28 protein-coding genes and 1 pseudogene are annotated in these 26,783 nt (G+C 51.5%); 4 read left to right on the top strand and 25 right to left on the bottom strand.

Going from position 1 to position 26,783, the window contains the following annotated elements:
* The first annotated feature begins 8 nt into the window (after positions 1-8).
* Both queA and ACFSSA_RS10380 read left to right on the top strand, forming a co-directional pair.
* A complete protein-coding gene (queA, locus tag ACFSSA_RS10385) occupies positions 9-998 on the top strand; it encodes a tRNA preQ1(34) S-adenosylmethionine ribosyltransferase-isomerase QueA (protein ID WP_386820378.1) in 990 nt (329 codons plus the stop codon).
* A 51-nt stretch (positions 999-1,049) separates the two neighbouring features.
* On the top strand, positions 1,050-1,808 hold the full coding sequence (locus tag ACFSSA_RS10380) for an exodeoxyribonuclease III (RefSeq protein WP_386820377.1): 759 nt from the start codon (positions 1,050-1,052) through the stop codon (positions 1,806-1,808).
* On the opposite strand, the gene ACFSSA_RS10375 is transcribed toward ACFSSA_RS10380, so the two are convergent.
* The 4 genes from ACFSSA_RS10375 to tatC are packed head-to-tail and all read right to left on the bottom strand — an operon-like array spanning position 1,795 to position 5,783.
* On the bottom strand, positions 1,795-2,691 hold the full coding sequence (locus tag ACFSSA_RS10375) for a metal ABC transporter substrate-binding protein (RefSeq protein WP_386820376.1): 897 nt from the start codon (positions 2,689-2,691) through the stop codon (positions 1,795-1,797). The genes ACFSSA_RS10380 and ACFSSA_RS10375 overlap by 14 nt on opposite strands.
* A gap of 45 nt (positions 2,692-2,736) precedes the next feature.
* Positions 2,737-3,510 carry an MBL fold metallo-hydrolase gene (locus ACFSSA_RS10370; RefSeq protein ID WP_386820375.1) on the bottom strand — a complete coding sequence of 258 codons (774 nt, stop codon included), beginning with the start codon at positions 3,508-3,510 and terminating at the stop codon, positions 2,737-2,739.
* A gap of 1 nt (position 3,511) precedes the next feature.
* On the bottom strand, positions 3,512-4,372 hold the full coding sequence (locus ACFSSA_RS10365) for a hypothetical protein (protein WP_386820374.1): 861 nt from the start codon (positions 4,370-4,372) through the stop codon (positions 3,512-3,514).
* On the bottom strand, positions 4,362-5,783 hold the full coding sequence (gene tatC, locus ACFSSA_RS10360; RefSeq protein ID WP_386820373.1) for a twin-arginine translocase subunit TatC: 1,422 nt from the start codon (positions 5,781-5,783) through the stop codon (positions 4,362-4,364). Before tatC ends, ACFSSA_RS10365 begins: the two co-directional genes overlap by 11 nt.
* A 184-nt stretch (positions 5,784-5,967) precedes the next feature.
* Here tatC and ACFSSA_RS10355 point away from each other — a divergent pair, with 184 nt between their 5' ends.
* Positions 5,968-6,426 carry a hypothetical protein gene (locus tag ACFSSA_RS10355; RefSeq protein ID WP_386820372.1) on the top strand — a complete coding sequence of 153 codons (459 nt, stop codon included), beginning with the start codon at positions 5,968-5,970 and terminating at the stop codon, positions 6,424-6,426.
* Between the two features lie 65 nt (positions 6,427-6,491).
* Here the strand turns inward: ACFSSA_RS10355 and ACFSSA_RS10350 are convergent, their stop codons facing one another.
* The 14 genes and pseudogenes from ACFSSA_RS10350 to ACFSSA_RS10285 form a co-directional block, all read right to left on the bottom strand.
* Positions 6,492-6,797, bottom strand: a complete 306-nt coding sequence (locus ACFSSA_RS10350) for a gamma-butyrobetaine hydroxylase-like domain-containing protein (RefSeq protein WP_386820371.1) — start codon at positions 6,795-6,797, stop codon at positions 6,492-6,494.
* 5 nt (positions 6,798-6,802) lie between these two features.
* Positions 6,803-7,510: a YggS family pyridoxal phosphate-dependent enzyme gene (locus ACFSSA_RS10345; protein ID WP_386820370.1), complete on the bottom strand. Its 708-nt coding sequence runs from the start codon at positions 7,508-7,510 to the stop codon at positions 6,803-6,805.
* Positions 7,510-9,765, bottom strand: a complete 2,256-nt coding sequence (locus ACFSSA_RS10340; RefSeq protein ID WP_386820369.1) for a carboxy terminal-processing peptidase — start codon at positions 9,763-9,765, stop codon at positions 7,510-7,512. The genes ACFSSA_RS10345 and ACFSSA_RS10340 overlap by 1 nt, the downstream gene beginning before the upstream one ends.
* A 113-nt stretch (positions 9,766-9,878) precedes the next feature.
* Entirely contained in the window at positions 9,879-10,319 is a 441-nt protein-coding gene (locus ACFSSA_RS10335) for a type II secretion system protein (RefSeq protein WP_386820368.1), read from the bottom strand.
* 95 nt (positions 10,320-10,414) lie between these two features.
* Entirely contained in the window at positions 10,415-12,343 is a 1,929-nt protein-coding gene (locus tag ACFSSA_RS10330; RefSeq protein WP_386820367.1) for a hypothetical protein, read from the bottom strand.
* A gap of 40 nt (positions 12,344-12,383) precedes the next feature.
* Positions 12,384-13,418 carry a M23 family metallopeptidase gene (locus ACFSSA_RS10325; RefSeq protein ID WP_386820366.1) on the bottom strand — a complete coding sequence of 345 codons (1,035 nt, stop codon included), beginning with the start codon at positions 13,416-13,418 and terminating at the stop codon, positions 12,384-12,386.
* Between the two features lie 5 nt (positions 13,419-13,423).
* Positions 13,424-13,906: a hypothetical protein gene (locus tag ACFSSA_RS10320; RefSeq protein ID WP_386820365.1), complete on the bottom strand. Its 483-nt coding sequence runs from the start codon at positions 13,904-13,906 to the stop codon at positions 13,424-13,426.
* Positions 13,907-13,964: 58 nt separating this feature from the next.
* Complete coding sequence (locus tag ACFSSA_RS10315) at positions 13,965-14,249, bottom strand: helix-turn-helix transcriptional regulator (RefSeq protein WP_386820364.1); 285 nt, start codon at positions 14,247-14,249, stop codon at positions 13,965-13,967.
* 180 nt (positions 14,250-14,429) lie between these two features.
* Positions 14,430-14,714 carry a hypothetical protein gene (locus ACFSSA_RS10310; protein WP_386820450.1) on the bottom strand — a complete coding sequence of 95 codons (285 nt, stop codon included), beginning with the start codon at positions 14,712-14,714 and terminating at the stop codon, positions 14,430-14,432.
* Positions 14,715-14,738: 24 nt separating this feature from the next.
* Positions 14,739-15,086, bottom strand: a pseudogene (locus ACFSSA_RS10305) (BlaI/MecI/CopY family transcriptional regulator); the annotation flags it as partial.
* A 147-nt stretch (positions 15,087-15,233) separates the two neighbouring features.
* Positions 15,234-16,193 (bottom strand): TlpA family protein disulfide reductase, encoded by a 960-nt coding sequence (locus tag ACFSSA_RS10300; protein ID WP_386820363.1) that lies wholly within the window; start codon positions 16,191-16,193, stop codon positions 15,234-15,236.
* A 4-nt stretch (positions 16,194-16,197) separates the two neighbouring features.
* Positions 16,198-16,593: a LysM peptidoglycan-binding domain-containing protein gene (locus ACFSSA_RS10295; protein WP_386820362.1), complete on the bottom strand. Its 396-nt coding sequence runs from the start codon at positions 16,591-16,593 to the stop codon at positions 16,198-16,200.
* A gap of 82 nt (positions 16,594-16,675) precedes the next feature.
* Positions 16,676-17,479, bottom strand: a complete 804-nt coding sequence (locus ACFSSA_RS10290) for a TatD family hydrolase (protein WP_386820361.1) — start codon at positions 17,477-17,479, stop codon at positions 16,676-16,678.
* Between the two features lie 2 nt (positions 17,480-17,481).
* Positions 17,482-18,126 carry a phosphoribosylanthranilate isomerase gene (locus ACFSSA_RS10285; RefSeq protein ID WP_386820360.1) on the bottom strand — a complete coding sequence of 215 codons (645 nt, stop codon included), beginning with the start codon at positions 18,124-18,126 and terminating at the stop codon, positions 17,482-17,484.
* 154 nt (positions 18,127-18,280) lie between these two features.
* Here ACFSSA_RS10285 and ACFSSA_RS10280 point away from each other — a divergent pair, with 154 nt between their 5' ends.
* Positions 18,281-19,567: an aminopeptidase P N-terminal domain-containing protein gene (locus tag ACFSSA_RS10280; protein WP_386820359.1), complete on the top strand. Its 1,287-nt coding sequence runs from the start codon at positions 18,281-18,283 to the stop codon at positions 19,565-19,567.
* 10 nt (positions 19,568-19,577) lie between these two features.
* Here the strand turns inward: ACFSSA_RS10280 and ACFSSA_RS10275 are convergent, their stop codons facing one another.
* From ACFSSA_RS10275 to ACFSSA_RS10245, 7 genes are read right to left on the bottom strand one after another with little or no spacing between them, the layout of a single operon-like run.
* On the bottom strand, positions 19,578-20,570 hold the full coding sequence (locus ACFSSA_RS10275) for a Kelch repeat-containing protein (protein ID WP_386820358.1): 993 nt from the start codon (positions 20,568-20,570) through the stop codon (positions 19,578-19,580).
* Positions 20,567-21,862: a four-carbon acid sugar kinase family protein gene (locus ACFSSA_RS10270; protein ID WP_386820357.1), complete on the bottom strand. Its 1,296-nt coding sequence runs from the start codon at positions 21,860-21,862 to the stop codon at positions 20,567-20,569. The genes ACFSSA_RS10275 and ACFSSA_RS10270 overlap by 4 nt, the downstream gene beginning before the upstream one ends.
* A gap of 32 nt (positions 21,863-21,894) precedes the next feature.
* Positions 21,895-22,611: a VOC family protein gene (locus ACFSSA_RS10265; RefSeq protein ID WP_386820356.1), complete on the bottom strand. Its 717-nt coding sequence runs from the start codon at positions 22,609-22,611 to the stop codon at positions 21,895-21,897.
* A 9-nt stretch (positions 22,612-22,620) separates the two neighbouring features.
* On the bottom strand, positions 22,621-23,634 hold the full coding sequence (locus ACFSSA_RS10260; protein WP_386820355.1) for a Gfo/Idh/MocA family protein: 1,014 nt from the start codon (positions 23,632-23,634) through the stop codon (positions 22,621-22,623).
* A 37-nt stretch (positions 23,635-23,671) separates the two neighbouring features.
* Complete coding sequence (locus ACFSSA_RS10255) at positions 23,672-24,934, bottom strand: MFS transporter (RefSeq protein ID WP_386820354.1); 1,263 nt, start codon at positions 24,932-24,934, stop codon at positions 23,672-23,674.
* 36 nt (positions 24,935-24,970) lie between these two features.
* A complete protein-coding gene (locus tag ACFSSA_RS10250) occupies positions 24,971-25,612 on the bottom strand; it encodes a cyclase family protein (protein ID WP_386820353.1) in 642 nt (213 codons plus the stop codon).
* Positions 25,613-25,629: 17 nt separating this feature from the next.
* Positions 25,630-26,673 carry an isocitrate/isopropylmalate dehydrogenase family protein gene (locus ACFSSA_RS10245; RefSeq protein WP_386820352.1) on the bottom strand — a complete coding sequence of 348 codons (1,044 nt, stop codon included), beginning with the start codon at positions 26,671-26,673 and terminating at the stop codon, positions 25,630-25,632.
* Positions 26,674-26,783: the final 110 nt, after the last annotated feature.

The raw sequence follows: 26,783 nt of genomic DNA, 5'->3' as shown, positions 1-26,783 counted from the left end.
TCTCCACCGTGTCATTACTTACCAAAGATTACGATTTTCACCTTCCAGAGGAGCTCATAGCTTCTCGCCCGCTTGCGCATCGTGCGGCGTCACGGATGCTTGTTGTCCATCGGGAAACCGGTCTCATCGAGCACCGGATGTTCACCGATTTTGAAAGCTTTCTGAGAAAAGACGATCTATTGGTGCTGAACAATACAAGAGTTATACCGGCACGACTCTTCTCGGATGACAGCCGCGTGGAGTTGCTCTGTCTTGAGCAACTTTCACCGACTCTCTGGCGCTGCCTCACCAAACCGGGGAAAAGGATGAAACGTGGCAAGACAGTGATCGTCGGCGGGATTACTGGGACCGTAGTGGATGTCTTGGAAAATGGCGATCGCTTGATCGAGTGGGAAGAAATTCTAGACCTACATGAGCATGGTCACCTTGCCCTTCCTCACTACATGGGCCGGGATGACGAAGAGTTTGATAAAGAGCGCTACCAAACCGTCTTCGCAAAAGAGGAAGGAGCCATCGCCGCCCCAACAGCCGGCTTGCACTTCACCTCGGAAATGCTCGAGCGGATCAAACACGATTTTCTGACGTTGCACGTGGGCGTCGGAACCTTCCGCCCGGTTTCCGTGGAGAATATCGGAGAGCATGAGATGCATTCCGAGAAATATTCTGTCTCCAGAAGCTCAGCTAAAAATATCAACAGGGCTGGGCGCGTCATCGCCGTTGGCACCACGGTCACCCGGGTTCTGGAATCCCTGGCGGGAGAAACATCAAGAATCGCTTTGGAAAGCGATCAATCTGGGGCGACCAATATCTTTTTACATCCCCCATATCGGTTTCGCGCGGTCGATGCCCTACTGACGAATTTTCATTTGCCACAATCTACTTTGATCATGTTGGTCAGCGCCTTTGCCGGAAGAGAGCTCGTGCTGGAAGCTTACCGTCAAGCTGTGGCTGAAAAGTATCGTTTCTATTCCTATGGCGATTGTATGCTTCTCATTTGAGCATTTCATCCGCACCTCACATGCACTTTCCTCCCTTAAAAAGATTACTTTATGAAAATTATTTCCTGGAATGTTAATGGCATCCGCGCCGCACTGAAAAAAGGAATGGCTGAGTTCGTTGCCGAAGAAAATCCGGATATTCTTTGTCTTCAGGAAACCAAAGCCCGCGAAGAACAGGTGGAGCTTCCCCTTGAGTTCGGAGCCTATAAGGCATTTTGGAATTCGGCGGAAAAACCCGGTTATTCAGGCACGGCGATCTTTAGCAAGGAAGCGCCGATCGACTGCATCTATGGCTTGGGCATTGAAGAGCACGACAGAGAAGGCCGCGTCATCACACTCGAATACGAGGACTTTTTCCTCGTGAATGTATACACAGTAAACGCCCAGGACGGCCTCAGACGGCTGCCCTATCGCCTGCAGTGGGACACAGTTTTCAGGCTTCATCTGAATGAGCTGGCGCAGAAAAAGCCGGTTATTTTCTGCGGGGATTTGAATGTGGCCCACAATGAAATTGATCTCGCCCGCCCGGAGGCGAATCGTAAAAGCGCTGGCTTCTCGGATGAGGAGCGGGCCAGCTTCAGCGAATTACTTGGCAGCGGCTTCATCGATACCTTTCGCCATATTTACCCGGACAAGACCGAAGCCTACTCGTGGTGGTCCTACCGGGGTGGAGCACGCCAGCGGAATGTTGGATGGAGAATCGATTATTTCGGCATTTCACCGACTCTCCAGGATCGGCTGGTAGATGCCGCGATCCTGCCCCATGTGCTTGGCTCGGACCACTGTCCCGTCAGCATCACTTTACGCTAAGCCCTTTGACGATCGTTTCGACATTGTGCTTCATCATTTTCTCATAGCTTGGCATACCGCGCCCGTCTGCCACCAGTTCACCACCCAGACGTATTCCAGTATCTTTGGTCAGGCTTAGTAACATTTTTGGATTCGATTCCTTTTCAGGAAAAATTGCCACGACCCGATCCGCCTTTAGAGTAGCAATCAGTTCCGCCAGTTTCACCGCATCTGGCATTTGCTCGCGGTTTAGCCCCTGGACGGAATAGGATTTAAAATCATACGCAACGCAAAAATACTGAAACGCATCATGAGCGGTTGCCAGCTTCCGCTGATCTCTCGGAATACGTATCAGCTCCCTTCTTACCCACTTCTCCAAGGCATCGAGATTTTTGCGGTAGGCTGCGGCGTTCTCCTCATAGACTGATTTATTTTCCGGTCTGGCTTCGGCAAGCTCTTTGCTCACAATGGTTACAGCCCGCCGAAACAAATCCACCGAGTGCCACCAATGGGGATCCACTTCATGCGCGTGATGATGCTCATGCTCATCGTGCTCCTCGGCATGATCGCAGCTACCTTCCAGTGCTGGAAGCGTGCTGCCGACCTCAACGATTTTGGATTTCCCATCCAAAATCGCTTCCAACTTCGGCAAATAATTTTCTAGTCCCATCCCGGATGCAAAGAAGATCTCAGCCCCTTCCGCATCTGCCAAATCTCCTGCCTGGGGCTCGAAACTATGCGGATCTCCGTTGGAGCCAATCAGATCAATAACTTCCACCTTCTCGCCTCCCACCTGCCTCAGCAAATCTCCGATCAACGGATGTAACGATACCACTCTAAGCTCTGCTCCGAGCACCGTGGAATAGATCGCAATCAAGAAACAAATGGAGAGTGCAATTTTCATGGGGCGAATATGGACAGCCCGGCCAGCTAACGCAAGTATTTTGCACTAACTAAATCCTATCCGGAACGGGTTGGAGCGCATTTCACTTTCTACTGTGGATGCAGGACCGTGCCCAGGCAACATAACGCATCCCGGCTGCGCTTGTGCCAGAACCTGACGCAGCGTTTCCAAAGCCAACTCGTAAGTCCGTTTTGAGCCACATCTTCCAATGGAACCGGCAAAAATCGCATCTCCCGAAATCAATAACTGCTTCTTCAATCCACTGAGAAAATAGCCTACGGCTGGTTCACAATGCCCCGACAAATTCACGGATTCGACCTTGATGTCCCCGAACTCGAACACTTCGCCGGCCAGAGCTTCCTTTTCCGAAATGATTCTAACCCCACGATCCCGGAGCGCTTTCACCCCGCCTGTATGATCGGGATGCGCATGGGTGATGAAAACCGCGGATGGGATTCTATCTCCCAATGTGTCTACAATATCATTCTCTCCCAAGCCAGTATCGAAAAGCAACCGGACTCCGTCTTTTTCAATTTCCCACGCGTTAACGGTCCATTGCCGGAAAGGCAGCTCCAATCTCCTAATTCCAGCAATATCCGATTGTTCCGGCACGTATTTTGCCAGATTGATTACCGCAACGGCATCGAGTTCCAAATACGGAGCAATTTGATACACACACGACTCTTCCAAATCACCGTGCAATAGCCCTTCTATTTCACACGGGGATATTCCAGCCTTTCGGGCAAGCTCCGTTGGATCCAGCTCCAGACCAGCCATTGCCTTGGCGATAACATCGGAAAACTCGTCTTCAAGATCCATTTCAGCCGCCTTGTTCGTCTCTCTGCCTTTTCTTTCTCAACCGATGTCCCAAGAGTAATATCAAACTCACAAAAAACAGGAATACAGTCGCGGCTACCCCGAGAAAGGTTAAAACCTTCCGGCTTCCGGCATCGACTTGTTCATTGGTGATCGTGTCTTCAGGTATTTTGCCGGATACCTTTTCGAACCGGACATAGCCATCTCCGAGACTAACGTTTGTCAGTTTGGCCATCGTAGTTCCTAGCCCTTCACTGCCGATGTATTTCTCAGCGATCCGATAGGGTGACATCTGCTCCAGAAACTCACGCGGCACCGTCGCTTTTTCGGTCTCGATATTCTTCACGAGAAGAACCACTTCATTGTTCAACAGCCCCGGCGTGGCGACTAAAGTTCCATTCAAGTAGCGTGGATCGGATGTCATCAGCCCGCCTTCCCCGTCTTTAGCCAGACGTGGCTTTCCATTGAGCTGAAAGGAAATCAAAAATCGAATATCCTCCGGCGTGATCTCTTCCACATGAAACATGCCCCGCAGATCCTTGAACGAATCGTAAGCGGCGATGGCAAGGTTCATCTCCTCCACATTTAGATCAAGAACCGCGGATTTATCATCATTCACATCCAGGCGGAAGCGCTCGATTTTTTCCGCGAGCCTGTTCAACTCCGCCTCCCGGTCTTCCACAACAACCACTTCAATCGCATTGGGTCTTTCCTCGGTAAACTTCGCAATCTCACCGAATTGCCGGAACAGAATCACGACTGAAAAACCGATAAGAAATAACATCACCAACAAAGCGGTAATGAGAATCGCGCAACCGGCGAATGGTGATTTCTGGCTCACCTCCTGAGACTCTTTATTTTCCATCTTCGTCGTTTTTCGGTTTCGGCTTTGTTTCATCATCCATCATCCGGATATGCTCTTCTTCACTCATTTCATCAAGCGCATCTCCAGTGATCGCATCGTCAGGATGAGCCCAATCTTCCGCAGCTTCCATATCGTGATGGTCATGATGATAATCATCGTGCCAGCCATCATCTCCATGCTCCACGAAATCTTCGTGAAGTCCGGAATGAGGCTCCACCGGATAGTCATGATGTTCATCGTCCTGCGATCTCGCTTCATTGGTAATGAGCCATTCCTGCCGCCGCTTCTTTAGCTCCTCCTCTTCACGGGCCTCTTCTTCGCGAGCTTTCTTACGGTCAAACCACGCCAGCCAAATACAAATTTCATAAAGCAACAGCATCGGCAGTGCCATGAGGTTGAGCGTCATGATATCTGGAGTCGGCGTGATAACAGCGGCAGCCACATAGATCGCCACAATCGCATAGGTCCGGGTCTTTGACATCGTCTCGTAACTGAGAAGCCCTAGCTTGACGAGCACCATCACGACAACCGGAAGCTCGAATGAGAGCCCGAACAGCAAAGTAAACTGCGTCGCGAACGTAATGTATTCTCCGATACGCCAGTCATTGGAAACGCCCAAATCACCGCTCCATTCGTAGAAAAAGAGCAAGGCTCTGGGGAGAACGAAGAAATATGAAAACAGAACCCCCACCAAAAAGAGGCCGAACCCGATCAACATTGCAGGCCAAAGCACCTTTTTCTCCTCTTCATGAAGCCCTGGAAGGACGAACTGAAGCAGGAACATGAGAAGCAATGGGAACGCGAGAACGATACCCGCGAAGAATGCCAGTTTCATGGAAAGCATGAAAGTTTCGGTCGGCTTGAGTGCCGACATCATCCGAATATTTGACCCGGAATTCGGCGTCACATCGGGACCGGAATCCAACAACGCCAAGAGCTGGTTTGTCATTTTTTCGCCCATCTCCAGGTTCTTGATGAAGTCTTCCCGAGTTTCTTCCGGAAGAGCCATCGTCGCCCTCAGGAGACTGACGCTCCGCGCATGGAATTCCATATCCGGCTCTCCCAGTGCTTTGAAAAATTTCGCACGCTGGACTTCATCCAAGGCTGCCGCGGTTTGCTCCAGATCTTTCGCCTCATTCCAGTCTTCAACGGTCGGCACCACGATGTTCTCGAACTTGCTTTCGCTCGGCATCGTTTCCTGCTGTTTCACCAGAAGGACTTTCTCCGCCGGAGCCCGTAGGATATTCATCAGCTGCTTCTGGAAGGCAAAGCAGACAATCATCGAAATCACTAATGTGATCACTACCCTAGTAATCATCACCCTCAAGTCCTCGAGATGCTCCAAAAAGGGCTTCTCGTGATCCGGATGGGCTTTTTCCCTTAGCTCAAAGACTTTCTTTAAAAGATACATGTGGTGCGCGGAGGATTGAAATGCCGTAACCGGCTATCCGCAAGGGAAGACTGACGACCATTCGAGGGTAATATACAAATATCGTTAAACAGGTTGCTTTGATTCGTTCCTTCCATAAACCTAGCCATCCAATTGGGCCGCATCACAGGCGGTCAAATTATACCAACAAGACAATACTTACATCATGAAAGCAAGAATCCTATCAACAGCCATCGCCCTCCCTCTCGTAATCGCTCTCGCATCCTGCGATACCAGCGAATCTGTCAAAGAAGAGATGTCCACCGGTGCGGACAAAGTCGCCGAGGGCGTTAAGGAGATGGCAGATTCAGCAGCGGAAGCTACCAAAGAAGCGGCGTCCGATGCCAAGGAAGCTACCAAAGAAGCAGCGGAAGCAACCGGCGAGGCAATGGAGAAAGCCAAAGACGCAACCATCGATGCAGGCAAAGAAATGAAGGAAAACATCACCGGGGCAGCTAATGATGCGAAAAATGCCACCGAAGATGCTGCTACCGACGCCCAGAAAAGCGGTGAAAAGGCGATGGAAGATGCGAAAGAAAAAGCAGCCAAAGCCACTGAAGATGCTGCAAATGCAGTTCAGAATGCGGCTGACGAAGTAAAAGCAGAAGCTCAGGATGCCGAATAAGGGCAACTGATAGCTTCAGCTACTTTTCCAAGCTCCGGTTCCAATTGAATGGGACCGGAGTTTTTTTATTCCTGTAAGTCGTTGAGCTTTTGCAGATAGGCCATACTAAAAATTCCCGTCCCGTGTCCATCGCCCCAGAACAATTGTAACCCGTAACCTCCCACCTTTTCGAAACGCTTCAGTTCAAAAGCACCTGGTCCGTGCTCGACCACAGGGCGCAGAACCCGACCCATCGCATCAGGCTCGCCCTGGCATTGTGCACAGGGACAGGCTCTTCGCAGCATGGGTAAGGAAAAATACATCTCGCTGCCATCCTCGTAACTCAGAGCAAGTTCATCACCGATTTTACAAACATTTTCCAATTGCTTCATGGCGTTTATCCTAATTCTCCGGAAATTTTATAATCCCGCATTCCAAAAATAGCGGATCCGACACGCACATGCGTTGCGCCTTCTTCGATTGCGATCTCGAAATCTCCGCTCATCCCCATGCTAAGATCAGGCAGACCGATCGAATGTTTTGCCACGATTTCATCTCTCAATTCCCTCAGTTTGCGGAACCAAACCCGTGATTGCCCAGCTTCCTCCACAGCCGGAGGGATGGTCATCAAACCCACGATTTTCAAGTGTTTAAGGAATCGTAGTTCTTCAATCGATCGATCCAAGTCCTCTGGAGCGAAGCCTCCTTTGGTAACCTCTCCTGCGATATTCACCTGGAGAAACGCCTTCGGAGCCACTCCTAGATCTCCGGCTACTCCATCGGTATATTTCGCCAATTTGAGTGAATCCACGGCATGGATACTCCCGAAGAGAGGGAGTATTTTTCTGACCTTGTTACTCTGAACTCTACCTATGAAATGCCAGTCCAAGCCTTCGGGGAGCAATCCGATCTTTGGTGCAGCTTCCTGAAGCCGACTTTCGCCGAAACATTTTTGTCCGGCTTTGAAAGCCTGGAGAACCGCATCAGCTGGAAACGTCTTGGAAACAGCAATCAGCTTTACGGAATCAGGATGCCGACCAGCCGCGATGGCGGCGCGTCGGATCCGCTCCTGGATTTCATCAAGTTGCTCAGAAATGCAGCTCATTATCGGACACCACCGTCACTTTTCAGTAATCCCGCCATCTTGGCATTATCGGTGAGATCCACCAGATCACGAATCACATTGAGAGCCTCGCGCTTCTCAGGGTTCAGCCCGGAAGGCCATTTCGGAGTATCGTCCAGACTTGCGGTCTCATCCACAGCACGGCGCATATAGTCGCCATTCTCTTTGGATGGATCATATGACTGGAGGTCTGCTCCCTTTTCCAGATCATCGAGAGTGATGCGATAGAAGGTGAACAACTTCGCGTCTTCCTCGGCAATTTGTTTGAAACGCTCGCGACGCTCCGCATTGCGTTGTTTCTTTTGCACGTCGGACTCGGCCAATTCGCTTTCTCTCATCGCTTTGTTCAGCGAGACCTTGTTTTCTTTCAGGCGCTCTTTGGCCTTTAGAATATCCTCAATGACATATTTGAAATCCTGGGATGCATTTACACGCTCCTCGCTGAGCTCCTTCAACCGGGGAATAAAGAGCGCCTGCGCGTCCTGAGGACGGAAATCAGAGGCCGGGCGGATACGATCGTGCGGAAGTGCATTGTCCAGATAAGCTTCACCTACATCCAATGCATCCGTGATACTCGGGAGAACTATACTGGGGACCACACCATCCATCTGGGTGGAAGAACCGGAAGGACGGTAAAACTTCTGGATCGTCACTTTCAGAAAACCTGCTTTGTCGCGCACTGCGAACAGTGGCAACATCCGCCCAATATCCATCGGCTGCTGGACGGTCCCTTTCCCGAAAGTGGAGGAATCTCCAACAATCACCGCGCGGTTGTAATCCTGAAGGGCACCGGCAAGAATTTCGCTTGCTGACGCAGAGCTCTTGTCTGTCATCACGACCATAGGCCCGGTATAAATCGGCTTGGTATGGTCAGAATCCTTCACCTGAACCTGTCCCAAGGTATTCTTCACCTGGACTACTGGCCCTGGCTGGACGAAGAAGCCTGTCATCCGACGGACTTCTTCCAGAGATCCACCGCCATTATTGCGAAGATCGAAAATCAAGCCGTCCATTTTTTCTTCCATCAACCGGATGAGGATGCGCTCCACATCCACCGAGCATCGCGTAAGACCTTCGTCGAAATCGGCATAGAAGGACGGCAACGTAATAACGCCGATCCTTCTCGTTTCGCCGTCATCATTTTTCATCTCAATGAGTTCGCCACTAGCCTGCTCGTCTTTGAGTTCCACTTTGTCACGCTCGATCACGATGATCTTTGTTTCCCCGGGGGCACCGCCTGCCGGTTCCACTTTCAAGGCAACGGAAGTTCCTTCCTTGCCCCTGATCAAATCGACGACCTTGTCGATTTTCATGAACATGATATCTGTGGTATCGTCAGAAGATTCGGTGTTTAGTGAGTTTACCGCTACGACCCGGTCGTTGAGTTTAAGGCTACCCTCTTTGTCCGCAGGACCGCCTACTACAATGCCTTTGATGATGGTTGCCCCATCTTCCTCGGCCTGGAGAAGCGCACCGATACCGACAAGCTCGTTTTTCATCCCGTCTTTGAAACGATTCATTTCACGGAAACTCATGTAGTCGGTATGCGGATCGTAGGAACGCGCCACGGCGCTCAAGAAGAAGTTTGCCACATCCTCGTCGTCCACATCTTCCACACTTGAAAGCAGTCGTTTGTAGCGCAGCGACACCTTCTCACGCGGGTCGAGATCGTCCGCACCGGGATCCGGTTTTCCCTGTTCCTCTGCCATGCGTGTAAGCATTTCCCGGCGCAAGGTCTCGGCCAATACAGCCTCCTTGATCTGGCGGGCCCAGACCAATTTTGCCTCAGCTTCATTTCTCGGCCAGTTGGCGTCTTTCCGAGACATCATGACGGTCTCGTCAGTGGTGAAATCGAAATCGGCAGCCAGCATTTCCTCAGCTTGCTTCACCCTTTCCTCTACCCGGACTCTGAAAACGTCGTAGATTTCCGTTGCGACATCGATACTTTTTCCCTGCAGAAGCAGAGTGTGCAGCCTGTCCCCATATTTGGCACTGAATCCATCGACATCCTGCTGGGTGAAATACAGTTTCTGAAAATCGAGATCCTTCAAATAGTCATCGAAAAATTTTCTGCTCAGATCTGCATTGTAAGGCAGCCGGGCAAAATGACTATTCTGTAACATGATCGCCATCTGGCGTCCCACTTCATTGAAATCTGCCTGTTGGGCACACGCCGGGTTAGAAAATGCGATGAGACTGATGGCGAGAGTCGCTTTGCGTAGCCAAGGGTTAATCATGATAGTATAGCGTCAGTAGGGATAAATTCTTTCCAAAAAAGATGGCATGGATGCATGGTATGTCGATTCAGAAAACCCTGATACCGTGTTCCTCCGGTCCTCACGGCAGTTTTTCACCATTTGTCGGTTCCCGCCGGGATATGGCCGGAATTGGCCAAAGAACACTTCAAATATACCTCTCCTGCGGGCGGCACCGTATCTTGACCGAATGTTTCGCCATAGCTGTAGGCGCCTGCTCCGGGGCATTGGGGAGGTTCCGCAACCAATCTACCCTCTCCGATGAATCTCATTTGAAGCCCGGGAATTCGTTCACCAGGCTTGAAGCCATTCTTCGCGGCAAAGTCCCGAAGCCCTTTCTGAACGTTCTGGATATTTTGTATGCACTGGGTCGTATCGGCACTCCTCTTCCATGCCTTCGCTCCCATGAAGATGACGGAAATCACTGAAAGCATCACGAAGATGACTACAATGACCTCTGGAAAAGACATGCCTGTTCCCCCATGGGCCATGCGGTTGCTTTTGGAAGATGAACCGAGCAGGAATTCGATTTTCATGAGGATGCGGGGGGAAAAACCAATAAGCTATAGAATTTTGAGCCCAATATCTCAAGGAAATTAAATTTTCAAGATCTCCAGATATCTCATCCTGGTTAATCTGGCTTTCCGGAGACCTCCTTTTGGAAAAGCTCAAACAATACCCGGAGCTCGTCTATTTTTTCCTGCGGAGCGAAATTCTCAAGCTGCCTGAAGGAAGCATTATTCAAAAAGTTCCGGGTCCGGCTATCGTCCGCCAACAAATCAATCTCAGGTAAAATTCTCGGGCCCGAAGGAGTAATAACTACCGGGATGAACGCATGGCTAACCTTATCATCGGAAATCTTCTTCAATGAAGCCGCCACCCAGGAATTCGAACGGTAGATATTCTCTATCGAGAATTGAGCTTCCGATGAGCTATCCAATTCGTAGCTGAGGTTTCTCAATGTCTTCATGGGTATTGCGTCGATTTCGCCCAACCAGGCGGAGCAGGCCAGCGCAGCCATCAAATCGACCTCGTCGAGTGCCGCAACCCATCGTTCCACAATCGCCCTTACCTGCGAGTCATTGGCCAGGTTGTCGAAGTCCAGAGTGTCGAGACGCTGGCTGGGTTTGAGTAGGATTTCCCGCCACTTGATACGCCACTGCTCTTCATGGCTCCGCATCCATTTCGAGAGGAGCTCCCGGGATCTTTTCTCATCTTTGCCAACAGGTCCCGTAGCCCAAACCCATCCCTCTGCGGTTTTCTTGAAATACAGGGTTTTTCTCTCAAACTGATCCGCCTGTTTTATTGAGAACCATTGATAGACAGCTATCGCCAGATTGCCTTCCTGTTGAAATCCAAGCTCTACCGGAACCCGCAGTGTCCCCGGTTGATTCAGCGACCACCAAATTTCCGCAGCTTCCGCAGCAGCGTAACGCGCATCCTTGGGTGCTCCGCTGAAATCAACGCTCCGGAGAACCTGCTCCAAGCCTCCGCCTTTCAATCCTGAAATAACTGCCCGGCACGCCTCCTGCGCAGATGAGGATGCCAGAAGACCACTTCGCTCTCTTAGCTTACTGGTAAAACGATCCAGTAAATCCACATCCAACTGATCATCATAAATCAATTCTTCCTCATCGTTATTCAACAATGATCGGGGCAGCTCCATGACCCACTGCCCTGCAGCATTTTTAGAAAAATCAAAATGCAGGAGGACTATTTTTCCCATGGTTCCCCGCGCTCCGGCTTTTGCAGGGTCCAGACAAGCAACTGAAACCAGCCCACTTTCACCTCCGCGACGTGCATGGACTATCACTCGGACGACTTCTTCCGAAACCAATAAGCGCCACGGACTGTCCCGGGATACGTCGCTATTCGCCACTACTTCCGTAGCCTGCAGTCTCGCTGCCCAATCTTCCGGCAAAGGATCCGATAAACCTCCCAGATAACCGAGAATCGCCCCTTGGTCTCCCTTCAAACACGCATCGAGAAATTTCTCGGTGAGCTGCTCAAGGTCGTCGTTTTCCAGATCGTTTCCCCGTATGCTCTTTTCAATTTGTTTCCTTGTCCGCTGGGAAAAATCGGCAAGTAACTTTTCCAGGCTCGCCACCCGCTCTTTCATCATCCAGGATTCAAGGCTTTCAAGCCTCCGCCTCAGAGATACCGTGTAGGCGGGAACCGCGTTTTCGTAGGATGCCAGCACTGGCGCAGGAAGCCATCGCTCTCCCGATTTGATGAGAGCTACTGGAAAAACCTGCAAGTGGGAGGAATCGAAGCCTCCAGTTTTCCGCACGATCGCCGCCGCGAAATCGGCGTCTTCCCTGATCTCACCCACTTCCAGTGAGCCCTTTGCCAGGTCTTTGCGAAGCTGCTCAAGTCTCTTTCCAATGGATTTTAGTTTCGTTTGCGAAGTGTGTGCCTGAAGCGCGGTATCGGTGCCCGGGGACAGATCGACCTCTCCGGATTTAACCTTTTCCAGAAACTCCAGGGCAGCAGTCCCAGGATCGTTTGCAAGAGCCGGGAAGATTAATGCGATGTAGACCAGCCAGAAAATGCTTTTCACCGGACAAAATATGCATGCACTACTAGCTTTATGGAAGCGCTCATTGCCGCGGCATCGGGAAATCATCCATCACCAAAGCGACGAGTAATTTTCCGTTTCTCGACAAACTCGCCGTATTTCCGGTTCCTGTTACCAAGCCCCGCGTGAGGAAACTTTGATTGATATCGGAAGGGCGCAGATGGCTGACCACCGGACCGGATACCGGCCGGATACTGGGCGTGAACGATATCACGTGACCGGTGGCGGCAAAACCGATCTCCCACGAGACGGCACCAGGCACCTCGCTGCGTTTCATCCATGGGTAACGCTGCAAGAACTCCGGCTCAGCATCTCCTGCCGGCACAGTCACCTTGAACTGCATTGGGCGGCTTAACACAAAATCGCTGAATCGAATATTCGGATTCTCCTGATGAGCCAGGAAAAACGCGGCAACGTCCACTCCGGCGATATTCATTCCATTGTAGTTACCGTGATAATTACGGCTCCCGAAATTTTGCTGATGCCAGCCCTCGTAATGCGTGCTCATCACAAAACCGAGCTCCAGATGAACATGAGCCCGTGTCCGGTCCAAGCCGACACCTGTGTAGCCCATCCGTCCAAGCACCGAGCCGGATTTCACGGGATCGCCCGGTTGCACCGTGGTCTCCGCCAAGTGGGCGTATAATGAGTAAACTTTGGATTGCTCCCATTCGTGCTCCACCACGACATACTTTCCGTAATTGCTTCGTCCCGCCACAGTGCTGGTATGAACAACAATTCCCTCGGAGATGCTCATTACGAGATCGAGCGGGTTACCCGCTTTATCGCGTTTGATCGGGGCAATATCCACACCTTCGTGGAAACGGGTCATGACCACCTTATCATCGACCCTGACAGGAGAACGGACGAAACCAAATGAACCACCTTCCCAGGGTTTGGAAATTTCCCCTTCGAAGTTCCTGTCTACATACATGTAAAATCGTTCCGGCTCACCCGTAAACAAGTGGTGATTTTCCGTCGGAAGCCTGAGATCACTCTGGGCAAATCCTGCAACGCACAGGCAGATTGAATGAAATAATACTAAAATCTTTGTCATAAAATTTAACCCCGCTTCTTCTTCTCACCGATTCTTGGGATAGTCTTATCGATCTCGCGGATTTCCTCCAACGTCAGGCCCTTCCAGATAACCACCGCGCCATCATTGATTGGCTCATCCACCAAAACGCCATCGACAATTCGTCCGAAAGCCTGACATACAAACCATTTGCCCTGGCTAATTGAGGTCACTGCCGCCAAACGCCTCGCGGCACTATTCTTCAACTGGAAAATAACCCCGTAAGAAGCCTGGTCCTCCGCCGGGAAAGGGGTGAAGGCAACCAGATCCTTCGATGAAACCTCAGGGATGCGCCGGAAGAAACGCTGCCTACCCATCACCTCGTATGGAAAAATCATCTTCGGGTTATCAGTGGCCTCCGTCTCGATATGGAACGAGATATTCGCGTTTTTCTTCTCTCCGCCAGCCAAAGCAAAGGTAGCGGTAAAGAACACCGCAAGCAGCACCATCCATTTTGTCCCGAATTTCATACCCGGATCAAACCACACAATATTTTCCAAGAAAGCAAAATCCCCGGCAATCTACAGATCAATCCACGTCCAAAACCGCAAGGATTTCTCCAATTCTATGCTCCTTCTCCAATGGATGACGGAGTTCTTTATCCGTCTTCAAGGTATAGATATTGCGGCGGCCATTTCTTTCCCTCGTCAGATAGCCGGCTTCTTCCAGATCTGAAACGATTCTTTGAACCGCTCTTTCTGTGATTCCCACCGCGAGTGCCACCTCTCTTAGCGGTTGATCCGCATTTTTCGAAAGGCAGATCAGAACATGTCCGTGGTTGCTAAAAAATGTCCATTGATGCGGTGTTGCCATTGCCAAAGCTGAAAGCGGTCCGCACAAAGATCAATCGCGAAGTTTTGGCCAAAAGCCGTGAAAAACATGTCTTCTACGAGACATCCTGCCGGCACCGCTTCCACGGTTGCGGTTCGCAAAAAAAACGCCCGGTCTTTCCTTGCATTGGGAAAAACCGGGAGCTCGTGAGTTCGGATGAGATTACTTGGTTTTCTTCTTAGCTGCTTTTTTTGTAGGCTTTTTGGGTGCTTTTTTTGCCGGAGCTTTCGCTGCTTTTTTCGCTACAGCTTTCTTCGTAACTGCCTTTTTAACGGTCTTCTTAACCGCCTTTTTAGCAGCTTTCTTAGCCACGGTCTTTTTCACCGCTTTTTTGGCTACTGCCTTTTTAGCAGTTGCCTTCTTCGCGGTTTTCTTGGTTGGCGTGGTCGCAGTCTTCTTAGCGGCAGTTTTTTTTGCGGCTTTCTTAACAGTTTTTTTTGCAGCCATGGTTTTATGTCGTTTGAGTTCGCTTTCGATTTCTGATTTCTCTTCCGGCGTTAGAGAGCCGGTGGAGATTAATGCGAGAACAGCCTCACCGAGGCGCCCTCCGAAAGCGTTTGTGACAAATTCCCCGACCGCTTGCCGGATGATGATTTCTTTCGCGTGGGCAGGCTCATAAGTATGGGCGCGGCCGGAACGAATACGCTTTACGAGATTTTTTTTCTCAAGGCTCTGCATTACCGAAAGCACCGTCGTATACGCACGCTGCTTACCGTCTGGCAGAGATTGATGCACTGTGTTTACCGTAGATGGTCCTTGGTGCCATAATACGGACAGAGCCTGAAGTTCTAGATTTGATGGATGTGACGGCTTAGCCATAATATAAATATCTCCGGTATTTCATACGAGATCACTAGTATTAGAGCTTCCCGTCAAGCGGAAACACAAAAATAATCAAGCAAAAGTTAAGAATACTTTTGCCCAGAAGCGCCCAATGGGCGGATTTCACCGGATAACCGGTGCGGATTATTGTTCCTCACGCATCTCGGGGCGCTCGACGCGGGGATCGAGCCGCTCCAATGAACGCCAGAATTCGTCATCGGTAGGATGTCCATTGAACAACACTTTTCCTTCCGCAGAGATCAGCACTACGGCAGGCACGCTCTGGACGCGCAGTTTGTTGCTGATCGGTGATTTCTTAGTATCGACAATCCAGACGCCGGGGACCCTTTTCTCGGTGCCCTTGAGCATTTTCAAAGCGTCTAGCGTTACCTTCTCGGAAGTCTCGGGCAATACGGAGGCAACACTGATCCCGCGCGAAAGCAAATGATCCGCGGTGATGAAAAAATCTGGAAGTGTTGCCTCGCATTCGCGGCTCCACGGCGACCAGAAATGCAGCAGTAGCCCCTTGTTATCTCCGAGTACGTTACCGAGCGTAACCTGCTTCCCGGAAAGTATATCGGTGTAATTTTTTCCGAAATCAACTCTCACGGCACGCATGGCATCCATCAGCCGCATACGATCAATGTGAGGTGCAAAGGCCGCCCCCTGACGGGGACTCAGCCAAAAGGCTTCCGTGATATGTTGCTTGAAGGCATCTTTATCGCCCTTCTGCATCGAGGCGATTGCCTGCACGTATTCCGTCACCGCCAGCCAATCATCGACACTTCCGAAGATCTCGGAATCAGCGAGTTTGAAATTATCCTTTTGCTTTAGGAACTGAGGAAGCAGCGCAGCGATTTCCTTATCTTCGGCACGGTCGACGTGAAACAGAAATCTGGCCTCGAGGATTACCTGTTCCGGAGTGCCAAGCTCCCGTGCCGAGACAATTGCTTTCTCCAAGGCTTCCAGGGATTCACGCTCGGAAAGCAGCTGCTCTACCGCATCCTCGCGTGGTGACAATGGAGATTCCGGCGGTGGCTCCAGTTGTGCGAAGAGCAATGGAAAGCCCAGGGAAATCCCGGCGAGAACCTTGAGAAATGCCATTCGGTTAACTTGCTGGAATTTGCAATTTGGCACCAAGCACCGCGGTATCGCGGGTGAGTCCGTTGGCGCGTTTGATCGCATCGATCGTCACACCATATTTCCGGCTGATGCTCCAAAGGGAATCCCCGCGAACCACTGTGTGGACTTTTGGCTGGGCTGCGGGAGCGGAATAACTTGGGGAAGGGCTGGACTGACTCGGTGCCGGCGTGGTGTCCTCGTAGACAGCAGGCGCATCGTAGGCGGGATTCACATCACTTTGATAGGGAGAGCCGGATGCATCTCCGTAATCGGGGGCAGCATAAGGGTTGGAGACATCATAATCTTCGCCACCGCCATTGTTTGCACAGGATGCGAGGAAAGCAGAGGCAGCTGCCATTGGAAGGAGTAAAGTGAATTTCATAAAATATGAGAAATGGGTTGGTTGGATGACTTCAGTCAGTGGATAGATAACGATTACCAGTGGGAGGATTATTCAAGATGAATCATTTTTCCCATCGAAAAAAGTTTTCTACCACAAGTTCTGTATGGGCAGCAAGTTCTTCAAGAGTTTCACCCCGGCACTCTGCGACTACCTTCGCCACATGCATTGCCAGCGCCGGTTCGTTGCGTTTGCCACGCAGCGGCTCGGGAGCGAGATAAGGCGAATCCGTTTCCAGCATGAAGCTTCCAACCGGACATTTCCCCAGCGTCGTTCTCAAATCGTGGGATTTTTTGAAAGTGGAAACTCCGCCGAAAGACAACACGCCCCCTTCATCAATCACCTTTTGCGCCAGCTCCCACCCGGAGATGAAGCAATGAAATACCGCGCGGACTCGATCCGAGTAATCGCGATAAATCGCAAGCGCGTCATCGAATGACTGGCTCCCTTCCTTATCCCTTGTGTGGATCACCACATTCAATCCGGATTGACTCGCAAGCTCGAAATGGAGCCTAAGGAATTCCTGCTGCCTTTTCCGGAATTCCATTTCTTCCCAACCGTCCGGCGCCGGATGAAAGTAATCGAGGCCCGTCTCTCCAATCGCACACACGCGCTGATCTCCCACGTAGGGCGCGAGGCGGTCGGTCGCGTCATCTGGCGCATTGTGCACATCACAAGGATGGATCCCGAGCGCGACCCGGACCCGCCTATCCTTCGCTATTTCCAAATTTCTTTCCACATCCTCAAGCGAGGTAGCGAGAGAAACCATTCTGTGGATCCCTATCTCATCCGCACGTTGGATGATTGCTGGAATTTCGTCTTCCTCATAGCGATGGGAGGCCAGGTGACAGTGTGAATCGGTGAACATAATCATTTTCTGCAAGCAGCCAATAGTGCCGCCACTTTTTCAAAATCTTTGATGCCGGGTGAGATTTCCGCACCGGATGCCACATCAAGGGCAGCCGGTGCCACCTGCCGAACCGCTTCCGCGGCATTTTCAGCCGTAATTCCTCCGGCGAGGATTAAGACCTTTTCCGGGAAGTCCATTTGAAAACGCTTTGCCAAACGCCAATCAAAGGTAACCCCGGTCCCGCCAAAAACTTGCGGTGCATGAGCATCGAGCAGGATGGCATCGGAATCGTGCCGTCCGGCAAGAGATAAATCGCTCTCATCCTTCACACCCACGGCTTTTATGACTGGAATTCCCGCTTTCACAAAGTTCGCAGTAATTTCAGGTGCTTCATCGCCATGAAGCTGGACGACATCAATCAGGCCCTCACCAAACAGCCGATATGGAAGATCGCCCCTTTCGTTGACGAAGACCCCCACACGGAGGATTTTTTCAGCGAGGTCCAGAGACCAAACTGCTTTTTCAGGGTCCAGGTAGCGTTTTGATTTCGGCCAAAAATTAAAACCAACGGCATCCACCCCCATGTCCACCAATCTCAAGGCGTCAGCTTCCCGCGTCACACCACAAACTTTCAAAGACGTTCTGCCAGGATCAAAAAAACTCATATTAACTTTCCCCCCCACAAGCTCTCCACAGCATGCCTTGCATTGCAAGCCGGTAACCATGGCTAAAATGCCGAACTCGCTTTCACACTCCATTCCCGAGCGGCAAATAACAGCCAATTCTCGACAAAGGGCGGCTATGGGAGAGACTCCCGGCATGCGCACAAAACTCCCTTCCGCATCACTTTTCACCAAGCACCGCGAGAACCTTACCACGATGCTTGAGCCAGCCAGTCTTGCTATCATTCATTCGAATGATGTCTATCCGAGCAATGCCGATGCGACATTGCCCTTCAAGCAAAGCAACGATCTCTTCTACCTAACCGGAATCGCCCAGGAGGAAACTGTATTACTCGTATTTCCCGAGGCCCATGACCCCGCCGATAGGGAAATTCTCTTCGTCCGTGAGACCAATGAGTTCATAGCCGTCTGGGAAGGCGCTAAACTGACAAAAGAACAAGCCACCGGGCGGACCGGAATTAGCCGTGTGGAATGGGTATCGAACTTCGATAATATTTTCAATCGGCTCGCCCCTCAGGCGGAAAATATCTATCTTACGACCAATGAACATCCTCGCGCGGACGTCACCGTCGAGTCTCGAAACGCGCGTTTTATCAAAGAATGCCAGGGGCGCTTTCCTCTCCATAATTACAAGCGCCTCGCCCCCCTGCTGCACAAGCTGCGCGTAATCAAAAGCGCGGAAGAGATCGAGTTTACCAAAGAAGCATGCCGTATCACGGAAGCCGGTTTCCGGAGAGTTCTGCCATTTGTAAAACCGGGCCTTGGAGAATGGGAAGTCGAAGCGGAATTCATTCATGAATTCATCAAATCCGGATCTCGCGGCTTCGCTTACACACCGATCATTGCGGGAGGAAAAAATGCGTGCGTGCTTCACTACATCACAAACGACCAAAAACTCGTGGCAGGTGATTTGCTCCTGATGGATGTCGCCGCAGAATATGGTGGCTGGAATGCGGACATGACACGGACCATCCCTGTCTCCGGAAAATTTTCGCCACGCCAACGCGAAGTCTATGAGGCGGTTCTACGTATCATGAAATTTGCAAATTCCATACTTCGGCCGGGAATTTTCATTGCAGATTTCCAGGCAAGCATCCTTTCCGAAATGGAGAAAGAGCTTATCGCACTAGGCTTGTTTACTGAAGAACAAGCAGCGGCTCAACCCGCGACCAAACCTCTCGTAAGGAAATATTTCATGCATGGCACCTCCCATCATCTGGGCTTGGACGTTCACGACGTCTCACCATCCCACGGACCCGTCGCCGCCGGCATGGTTTTTACAATTGAGCCAGGCATCTATATCCCCGGGGAAAACATCGGTATCCGTTTGGAAAACAACTACCTTATTGGAGAGACAGAAAACACGGATCTGATGGCAAGCATACCTCTTGATCCGGATGAGATTGAAGCGTTGATGTCCTGAGGCTCCCGCTTCATTTCTTCTCAACCGGCATGGATAAGACTTCCGTGCTGTTGATCTCTTTCCCGCCGCCCCGGACCGCACATCCGGCGGCGGTGTAAAGCATCCCGTCTACCATGGCCAATCCAGTGCCATGGCGGCCGGTGACCAACGATGGCCAGCTTTCCCATTTTCCCGAAGCAGGATCCAGAGCTTCCACTTCATCATGTGCTTTCTCACGCATGCTTTCTCCTCCGGCAATCACTGCGCGATCGGCCAGGGAAATCGTCATCGTCCCCGCGCGCGGTGTGGGGATAGGGTCGATTGCGGTGCTCCAAGTCTGGGCCTTAATATCAAAAATATCTGCTTCCGGGATTACCAGATCAAAGACTTGTTTCGTTTCCTGAGAGGTGGTTCTCCCGCCTGCGGCGATGATTTTCCCGTCAACGAGAGCCGCGCCAAAGTGATCTCTCGGGCGCGGAGCATCCGGCAGTATTTTCCATTCTTTTCTGACCGGATCGTAACTATCCAGCCACGAGACATATCCGCCGATATGACCGTTGCGTATACCGCAAACCAAATAAATTTTCCCTTCGTGTAATACGACTCCGTTGCTCCCGCGCCGTCTGCCTTCCGGTATCTCAGGCCCTACCGACCATTCATTTTCCCGGGGATCGAAAATGTAAATATTCGCCACCGGTTTCTCTCCCGGATAGGGACCAGTCAGGGCCCCGACGATCCAGATTTTACCATCGTAACTTATCGCCTGGAAATGGTGTAACTCGATCGGAGATTTCGCCATCGATCTCCACGTTTTGGTTTTTGGATCAAATTCATCCACGGGATTGATCCGTCTCCCGCCCAGAAGGTAACACTTCCCTTCGTGGGATAGGAAGGTAGCCTCATGCCGTGCTGTGGGATGCGTGGAAAGAGCCAGCTCCCGCCATTCCTCCGTTGTTTCCCTGGCATGGGAGATAGCTGACTTGCAGGCAAAAACAGTGATAAGAAAAAAAGTAATTCGTTTCATTTGATTGAGAGATTTTCAGCAAGTCTTACGAGAGCATCTTCAGAGCCCACGTTCCCGGGAAAGACCACATAGAGCAGCCCTGGAAAAAGCGAATCCTCCCCGATCTCCCAGACCGGCACACCGGGTAATATTTGCCCGACAACGATTGCCCGTTTCACCCGTAGGGCCTTAGTGGCAAGATCGCTGGAGGTGATGCCTCCTTTCGCAACCAAATAGCGGGGGCGCACGTTTAGTCCTCCGACAAGTTCCACCAGTGCGCTGGAGACCTTTCCGGCAATCTCCAAAGACGATTCACCATCCAGACCGTCTATTCTTTTCCTACTTGTGAAAAGGACAGCATCGCGCCCCGCTCCAAGGGTGGCAGCCATTCTGGCACCCGCAGCATCGATCTCCGCAGCGCGCTTATCTTCGTTCAGCAGGGAAGCAACATTGAGCTCGATTGGCTCCATGATTTCCCCGGAGATCAGCCTTTCAAGCTGCACCGTGCTTTTTGGCACATGGGAGCCAACAACGATCAAACCACCTATTCCGGACGACGGACCCAACTTCGCCGGATCTAGTAGTTCGCCGGTAGCTTGTCCCAAATAGGCAGCGACAAACTCCGCCGCTGTGCGAAACAAGAAGCGCCGTCCCGCCTTTTCCGCGAGTTTCAGCCCTGCGGCAAAAGCCTGTAGATCGGACGGCAAGGTAGCATTCACAATACAATGGCATCCTTCCGGCAACTCCACCACAGCATCCCGCACAAATCCGACTCCGGATCGGAGCACTTCGAGCGAAAGGGAAAAAACCTCCGATGTGGCAATCCGGCCGTGCGATTTTTCCACAATATAGTCTTTGAGATTGGACGAGCTAAAACCAAATGTCGGATCTTTTGCAAATGGTGTCTCCCCAACCGGGATGAGTCTTTCGCCTTCCCGGACATAATGGACATCCTCTTGCGTGATTCTTCCACCGGCTTCAAAAAACGGGATAAGAAAAGTCGCATCAAATGGCCCCAGCTCCGCAGAGAGAACATCTGTCTCCAGCGGAAAATGACCGCGCAACGTGGAATCTCCCCGGGAAACCAAGGTGAATTTTCGTCCTGCCGCCGCCACGGAAAGATTTCTTGCGATGGTTTGATTGAGATCGATCGCAGCCTTTTCCGTCAGTGCACGACTGTTTGTCAGAATAAAAAATGCTTCACCATCCCGATCAATTTCTGACTTGAGAGCATCCACCGTCCACTCGGTAAGAACGGGCAAACCGCGCGTTGTTTGCGTGCCCGTGGGATCGTCATCTAATATAATGAGCATGGTTTCTTGAGAGAAAAATTCATTTCGCAGCTTCACGCACCAGTGTATTCCATCAGCACGTTACCCGTGTGTTTCTTTTCGAGGAAAACCGCTCTTTTGCCTCCGGTTCCCTGATGGGATTTCGCTGCTGTCGGCAGTGGTGAAGCGGTCATCACGGTATCAATATCTTCGACTCGGAAGCAAAGGTGATGCAAGCCCGCCCCTCCGTTATCGGCCAGCCAGGCATACAATGGATGCCCCTCCAGCAAAGGCTCAACAAGCTGCAGGTGAGTATTGCCCAGATCCAAATGCGTCAGCCGCACCGAGCCCTCATTTACCACCTCGGAACAAACCACTGGAAAGCCCATTCTATCCCGCCAAAGCTGCAAGGCTTCCTCGGTAGAAGCCACGGCAATAGCCAAATGGTCCAGCCCACGATAGCCGGGAATCGAAGACGTTTCCTGTAGCTGTTCCAGTAGATTCTTCGCTTCCTCGAGCAGCCGCGAGGTCGAGTCCGTGGGTAGAACTTCCGTTTGTTCAGCATACTTCAGCCAGCCCATCGCTTCACGTAGATCCTGGCAGCATTGCTCCCGGCATCCGGAAAATTCCTTATCCCCGGAATGATCAAAATGCATCATTTGGGATGTGCCGCACTGGAGCAATGCTTCGGCTACACGATCCCCGATCCTCCCCTCCGGGATCGTGTTGATCACCTTACCGAGATCGACGTAAAATCTCCACAGTCCTTCTGAAATCATCTTCCTGTCCATAACGCCCAATTAAATTTTCTTCCGGGTTTCAGCATTTTGATAAACTTCTTCCTGCACCTGCATCGTCTTCAAATACTCATTCCCGCTCGTTTCAAAATCGTTCCCATCCAGCAATCTGTCGATAAAATGACGCTGGCACGCATACACGCAGTCTCCTGCGAAGCCGTGTGCGGAAGGCTGGTAGCTGATCACATTCGCCTCTTCACCCAACCGCTGTAAAATGAGACGGCCATCCAGCCCGAGCCGGATGCTTCCTTCGGTCCCTTCAAGCAACATCTCTCCAAAGGTATAGCGCGCATTCACTCCGTGAGGAGGCTCATTGTAGCGGTTCGCGTCCCATTGGGAGATACAGCCATTCTCATGCTCTAGGATCATTAACCCACAATCCTCGCCCTTGATAACGGGATTCAATCGACGCAACCAGGCCGACGCCCCCGTTACTTCACCAGCCAAATAACGGAAGGTATCGATGAAATGCACGCCGGTCTCGTAAATCAGAAGTTTCGGGTAATCTCTGAAATACGGCTGTCGTGGTATGTAGGCTTGATCCCCCCACCCATCGCCCATCCTCGAACGCATGTAAATCGAGTGAAGCCTTCCTATGGAACCTGCTTCCAGCTGACATTTTATCTCGCGATACCATGGCTGAAACCGAAAATTTTCATGGACCATAAAGCGAACGTTTTCGGTGGAACTGACGATCTCTTTGGCAATATCCAAGGTCGTCCCAAGTGGTTTCTGACAGATGATATCGATCCCCAGCCCGGCCGCGAATCTACAAATCTCCAGATGAGTCGGCGGTGGCGTGATGATATCCACAAAATCCGGTTGTTCCTGCTCCAGCATCTCCCGCCAATCTGTATAACTACGTTGAATCCCGTATTGATCTTTGATCGACTGGGAGCGTTCGGCATCACGATTGGAAAATGCCACGATCTCTACTTCCGGAATCCGCTGCCATGCCTCGTATTGAAAATGGCTGAAGTAGCCCGCGCCGATGCACACTCCTTTGAGAACTTTCATAAATGATAGAAATTAATTTTTTGATAAAATCGGGAGGCTACGGACGAAAGCTCCTGGCATCGAACCCCTCGTCCGGCCGGATCATAAACCAAAAGATGACAGCAGCCGCGTTCAACGATGCGGCGATGAAGAAAAAGGGCGTCGTGCTGCCGAACCATGCCAATAAATACGGGAACGCCAGACTCGTAGCGAAAGAGCCCAGATTTCCGGCCATATTCATGGTTCCGGAAACCGCGCCGGAGGATTTCCCCCCGATATCCACACAGCAGGACCAAGAGGAGGCCAGCGTCATATCGGCACCAAACACTGCGATGGTCAGGCAAATAACTGCGGGAAATGCCGTGGCCATCTGAAGACTCAGTAGCAAGCCGGCTGTCGCTAGAACAAATCCAACGATCGCTGGAATCCTCCGCGATATGGTTACTCCCTTACTCTGATATAACCGATCGACCAACCATCCGGAAAACCAATTGCCAGCGGCACCGCCCAATAGCGGCAATGCGGCCAACAATGCCGTGTCGGCGGCTGCCAAGCCGTAGGTGTCTTTCACGTATTTGAACAGCCACGAAAGACAAAAAAAGAACGTGAAATTGCTGCAAAAATATTGAGCCATCAAAAGAATCACATTCCGGTCGGATACTAACTGACCGAAACCGACTTCCGGAGCATCGGCGGATCTGTTGATTTTCTGGCGATGCTCGATTATGTAATCCCGCTCTTTTCCGCTGATATTCTTTGCCTCCTCCGGAGTATCGCGGAAAAGCAGAAACCAAACGATGGCAAATATCACACCGATTCCCCCGAGAATGTGGAAAGATCCTTTCCAGCCTGCCGCCTCAATCAACCAGACCATCAGAGGTAATGCGGCAGCACCGCCAAGCCGGGAGGCGGAAAAATTGATTCCAGTGACAAGCCCACGCTCTTTTACGGGAAACCAATTCAATGTCGCACGAGCCATGCCCGGAAAAGCTCCCGCTTCACTGGCTCCGAAAAGGAAACGAATCACCATCATCGAAATAAAGTTGAACCCCGAAGCTGTAACCGCAGTGAGCACGGACCATAAGCCGATAACCCCTGTGAGTAATTTCCGTGGTCCATGCCGATCCGCGAGGATACCGGATGGAGTCTGGCCAAGCGCATAACCCAAAGTGAAAATGGACAGTATCCAGCCAAATTGGGTGTCGGTAAGGTTCAGATCGCGCTTGATCGCATCGCCCGCAACCTGGATGCAGGTCCGATCAATATAAAGTAGGAGCGAGATCAAAAACGTCCCGGTGAGAAGTAAAAGACGGACTGGCATGATGGGTTTTATCGGGTTTTTGGAGAAATTGATTGATCAGGATTCCGGCCAGGCCACAGCCCGGCACGGGCAGCCATCGCCACCGGAAATTCGTAATGGAAACGCCCCGAAATCGCATCTTTCACCGGGAATTTTTTCCAAATTCGTCAGTCCTTCCACAATGGTTACTTTGGCGGATAGCAAGATCTCGTGAATCAAGGTAAGTTCCGGGAGATTGTTGACGTCTGCCACGGACGGAGGCTCCACACCAAGGATTTTCACTTCGCGTTCCACACACCAGCGGGCCAGTTCTTCGGAAATACGCGGCAAGCCATCCCGATAAATTTCTGTCTCTTCCAGGAAAGCACTCCACCCAGTATGAAACAGTAGCGAATCACCATTGCGGAACTTTTCCGCGATCCCACCCAGATGCGCCACCGTCAGCAATGTGCCTGGAGAGAGACCCGGGAGGCGGACCACCCATGCGGGCCCGATACAGCGATCAAGCGGTAACAAATCGATCGTCTCCTCCCCTGCCCCAAAATGGGTCTGCGCGTCCATATGGGTCCCGGCATGGGAATAAATATGCAATGTGCGGGCATTCCATCCATCCTTCTCGATCGACCGTGCTTCCTCATAGCTGACTCCGCGCATTCCGGCGGTCAAAGGCATGGTGAGATCAATCGGGGTGGGAATCATTTTGATAGATCGTTGCGCTAAAGTTCAGCAATCACGGCAGCAGTCATCTCAGCTGTGCCGAGCTTTCCATTCATATCGGGTGTTCTTTTCGAGGGGTCAGCAAGCACTCTCGAGACCGCAGACTCGATGCGATCCGCAGGATCCGCATGTCCCAGCCAGTCCAGCATCATCGCGGCGGACAAAATGGTCGCTACCGGATTAGCGATGTCTTTCCCCGCGATATCCGGTGCGGTTCCGTGGGATGGCTGGAAAATCCCACAGTCATTTCCCACATCTCCCGAAGGTGCCATCCCCATTCCTCCAACAATCCCTGCGGCAAGATCGCTGAGAATATCGCCGAACATGTTTTCAGTCACAATTACATCATAAGCATCCGGTTTACGGACCATGAAAAGTGCCATGGCATCCACATAGACATGCTCTCTGGTGACATCCGGAAACTCTTCGCCCACTTCATCAAAAATTCTGCGGAAAAAGACCATCGAAGGTAAAACGTTCGCTTTGTCGACCAGCGTGCATTTTTTTCTACGCTTTCTCGCCAACTCGAATGCTTTCCGACAAACACGCTCCGCTCCCCTGCGGGTGATTCTCATCACATCGCGGGATTCATCTCCGCCGGAATCAGCTTGGTTCAAGCGTGCCGAAAAGAGCCCCTCGGTGCTCTCCCGGACGAGAACAAAATCAATGGGACGTTCCGACCCATAGCCTTTCAAAGGAGAATCATCCGGATGATAAAGCTTGATCGGGCGGAGCCCCGCGTAGAGATCCAGGCGCTCGCGGAGATCAATCTGGGGAGTCATTTCCTTACCGTCCGGCCAGCGCACATCCGGAAGCCCCATGGCTCCGAGCAAAACGGCATCCGCCGCCCGGCAAGCCTCGAACGCTTCCTCGGGTAGAGGACTGCCAGAGCGGAGATACTCTGCGGCCCCGACGGCCTGCTCGTGGAACTCGAAGCTGAGCTCCGGAGTCTTTGATTCGAGAGCTTTGAGAACCTCGACAGTGGCGTAGGTGACATCTGGGCCGATGCCATCACCGGGAAGGAGTGCGATACGAAGACTCATAAAATGGATGAAATTCTATTTGGAACGGTTTTTTGAAGTAGGGAGCGCTCAAAGTCACAACCCGGCTTTCCGAGGTTTTCTCTGGAAACGAAAAAAGAAATGACGTTTAC

This window comes from Luteolibacter algae, from assembly GCF_042683045.1.
Lineage (GTDB): Bacteria > Verrucomicrobiota > Verrucomicrobiia > Verrucomicrobiales > Akkermansiaceae > Luteolibacter > Luteolibacter algae.
Note: the sequence above shows the minus strand (reverse complement) of the source record. Positions and strands in the feature narration are given on the sequence as shown.

Bases quoted from the DNA above. Each gene is read 5' to 3' on its own strand.
- ACFSSA_RS10380 (WP_386820377.1), top strand. From the start codon at position 1,050: ATGAAAATTATTTCCTGGAATGTTAATGGCATCCGCGCCGCACTGAAA.
- ACFSSA_RS10375 (WP_386820376.1), bottom strand. From the start codon at position 2,691: ATGAAAATTGCACTCTCCATTTGTTTCTTGATTGCGATCTATTCCACG.
- ACFSSA_RS10370 (WP_386820375.1), bottom strand. From the start codon at position 3,510: ATGGATCTTGAAGACGAGTTTTCCGATGTTATCGCCAAGGCAATGGCT.
- ACFSSA_RS10365 (WP_386820374.1), bottom strand. From the start codon at position 4,372: ATGGAAAATAAAGAGTCTCAGGAGGTGAGCCAGAAATCACCATTCGCC.
- tatC (WP_386820373.1), bottom strand. From the start codon at position 5,783: ATGTATCTTTTAAAGAAAGTCTTTGAGCTAAGGGAAAAAGCCCATCCG.
- ACFSSA_RS10355 (WP_386820372.1), top strand. From the start codon at position 5,968: ATGAAAGCAAGAATCCTATCAACAGCCATCGCCCTCCCTCTCGTAATC.
- ACFSSA_RS10350 (WP_386820371.1), bottom strand. From the start codon at position 6,797: ATGAAGCAATTGGAAAATGTTTGTAAAATCGGTGATGAACTTGCTCTG.
- ACFSSA_RS10345 (WP_386820370.1), bottom strand. From the start codon at position 7,510: ATGAGCTGCATTTCTGAGCAACTTGATGAAATCCAGGAGCGGATCCGA.
- ACFSSA_RS10340 (WP_386820369.1), bottom strand. From the start codon at position 9,765: ATGATTAACCCTTGGCTACGCAAAGCGACTCTCGCCATCAGTCTCATC.
- ACFSSA_RS10335 (WP_386820368.1), bottom strand. From the start codon at position 10,319: ATGAAAATCGAATTCCTGCTCGGTTCATCTTCCAAAAGCAACCGCATG.
- ACFSSA_RS10325 (WP_386820366.1), bottom strand. From the start codon at position 13,418: ATGACAAAGATTTTAGTATTATTTCATTCAATCTGCCTGTGCGTTGCA.
- ACFSSA_RS10320 (WP_386820365.1), bottom strand. From the start codon at position 13,906: ATGAAATTCGGGACAAAATGGATGGTGCTGCTTGCGGTGTTCTTTACC.
- ACFSSA_RS10315 (WP_386820364.1), bottom strand. From the start codon at position 14,249: ATGGCAACACCGCATCAATGGACATTTTTTAGCAACCACGGACATGTT.
- ACFSSA_RS10310 (WP_386820450.1), bottom strand. From the start codon at position 14,714: ATGGCTGCAAAAAAAACTGTTAAGAAAGCCGCAAAAAAAACTGCCGCT.
- ACFSSA_RS10300 (WP_386820363.1), bottom strand. From the start codon at position 16,193: ATGGCATTTCTCAAGGTTCTCGCCGGGATTTCCCTGGGCTTTCCATTG.
- ACFSSA_RS10295 (WP_386820362.1), bottom strand. From the start codon at position 16,593: ATGAAATTCACTTTACTCCTTCCAATGGCAGCTGCCTCTGCTTTCCTC.
- ACFSSA_RS10290 (WP_386820361.1), bottom strand. From the start codon at position 17,479: ATGTTCACCGATTCACACTGTCACCTGGCCTCCCATCGCTATGAGGAA.
- ACFSSA_RS10285 (WP_386820360.1), bottom strand. From the start codon at position 18,126: ATGAGTTTTTTTGATCCTGGCAGAACGTCTTTGAAAGTTTGTGGTGTG.
- ACFSSA_RS10280 (WP_386820359.1), top strand. From the start codon at position 18,281: ATGCGCACAAAACTCCCTTCCGCATCACTTTTCACCAAGCACCGCGAG.
- ACFSSA_RS10275 (WP_386820358.1), bottom strand. From the start codon at position 20,570: ATGAAACGAATTACTTTTTTTCTTATCACTGTTTTTGCCTGCAAGTCA.
- ACFSSA_RS10270 (WP_386820357.1), bottom strand. From the start codon at position 21,862: ATGCTCATTATATTAGATGACGATCCCACGGGCACGCAAACAACGCGC.
- ACFSSA_RS10265 (WP_386820356.1), bottom strand. From the start codon at position 22,611: ATGGACAGGAAGATGATTTCAGAAGGACTGTGGAGATTTTACGTCGAT.
- ACFSSA_RS10260 (WP_386820355.1), bottom strand. From the start codon at position 23,634: ATGAAAGTTCTCAAAGGAGTGTGCATCGGCGCGGGCTACTTCAGCCAT.
- ACFSSA_RS10255 (WP_386820354.1), bottom strand. From the start codon at position 24,934: ATGCCAGTCCGTCTTTTACTTCTCACCGGGACGTTTTTGATCTCGCTC.
- ACFSSA_RS10250 (WP_386820353.1), bottom strand. From the start codon at position 25,612: ATGATTCCCACCCCGATTGATCTCACCATGCCTTTGACCGCCGGAATG.
- ACFSSA_RS10245 (WP_386820352.1), bottom strand. From the start codon at position 26,673: ATGAGTCTTCGTATCGCACTCCTTCCCGGTGATGGCATCGGCCCAGAT.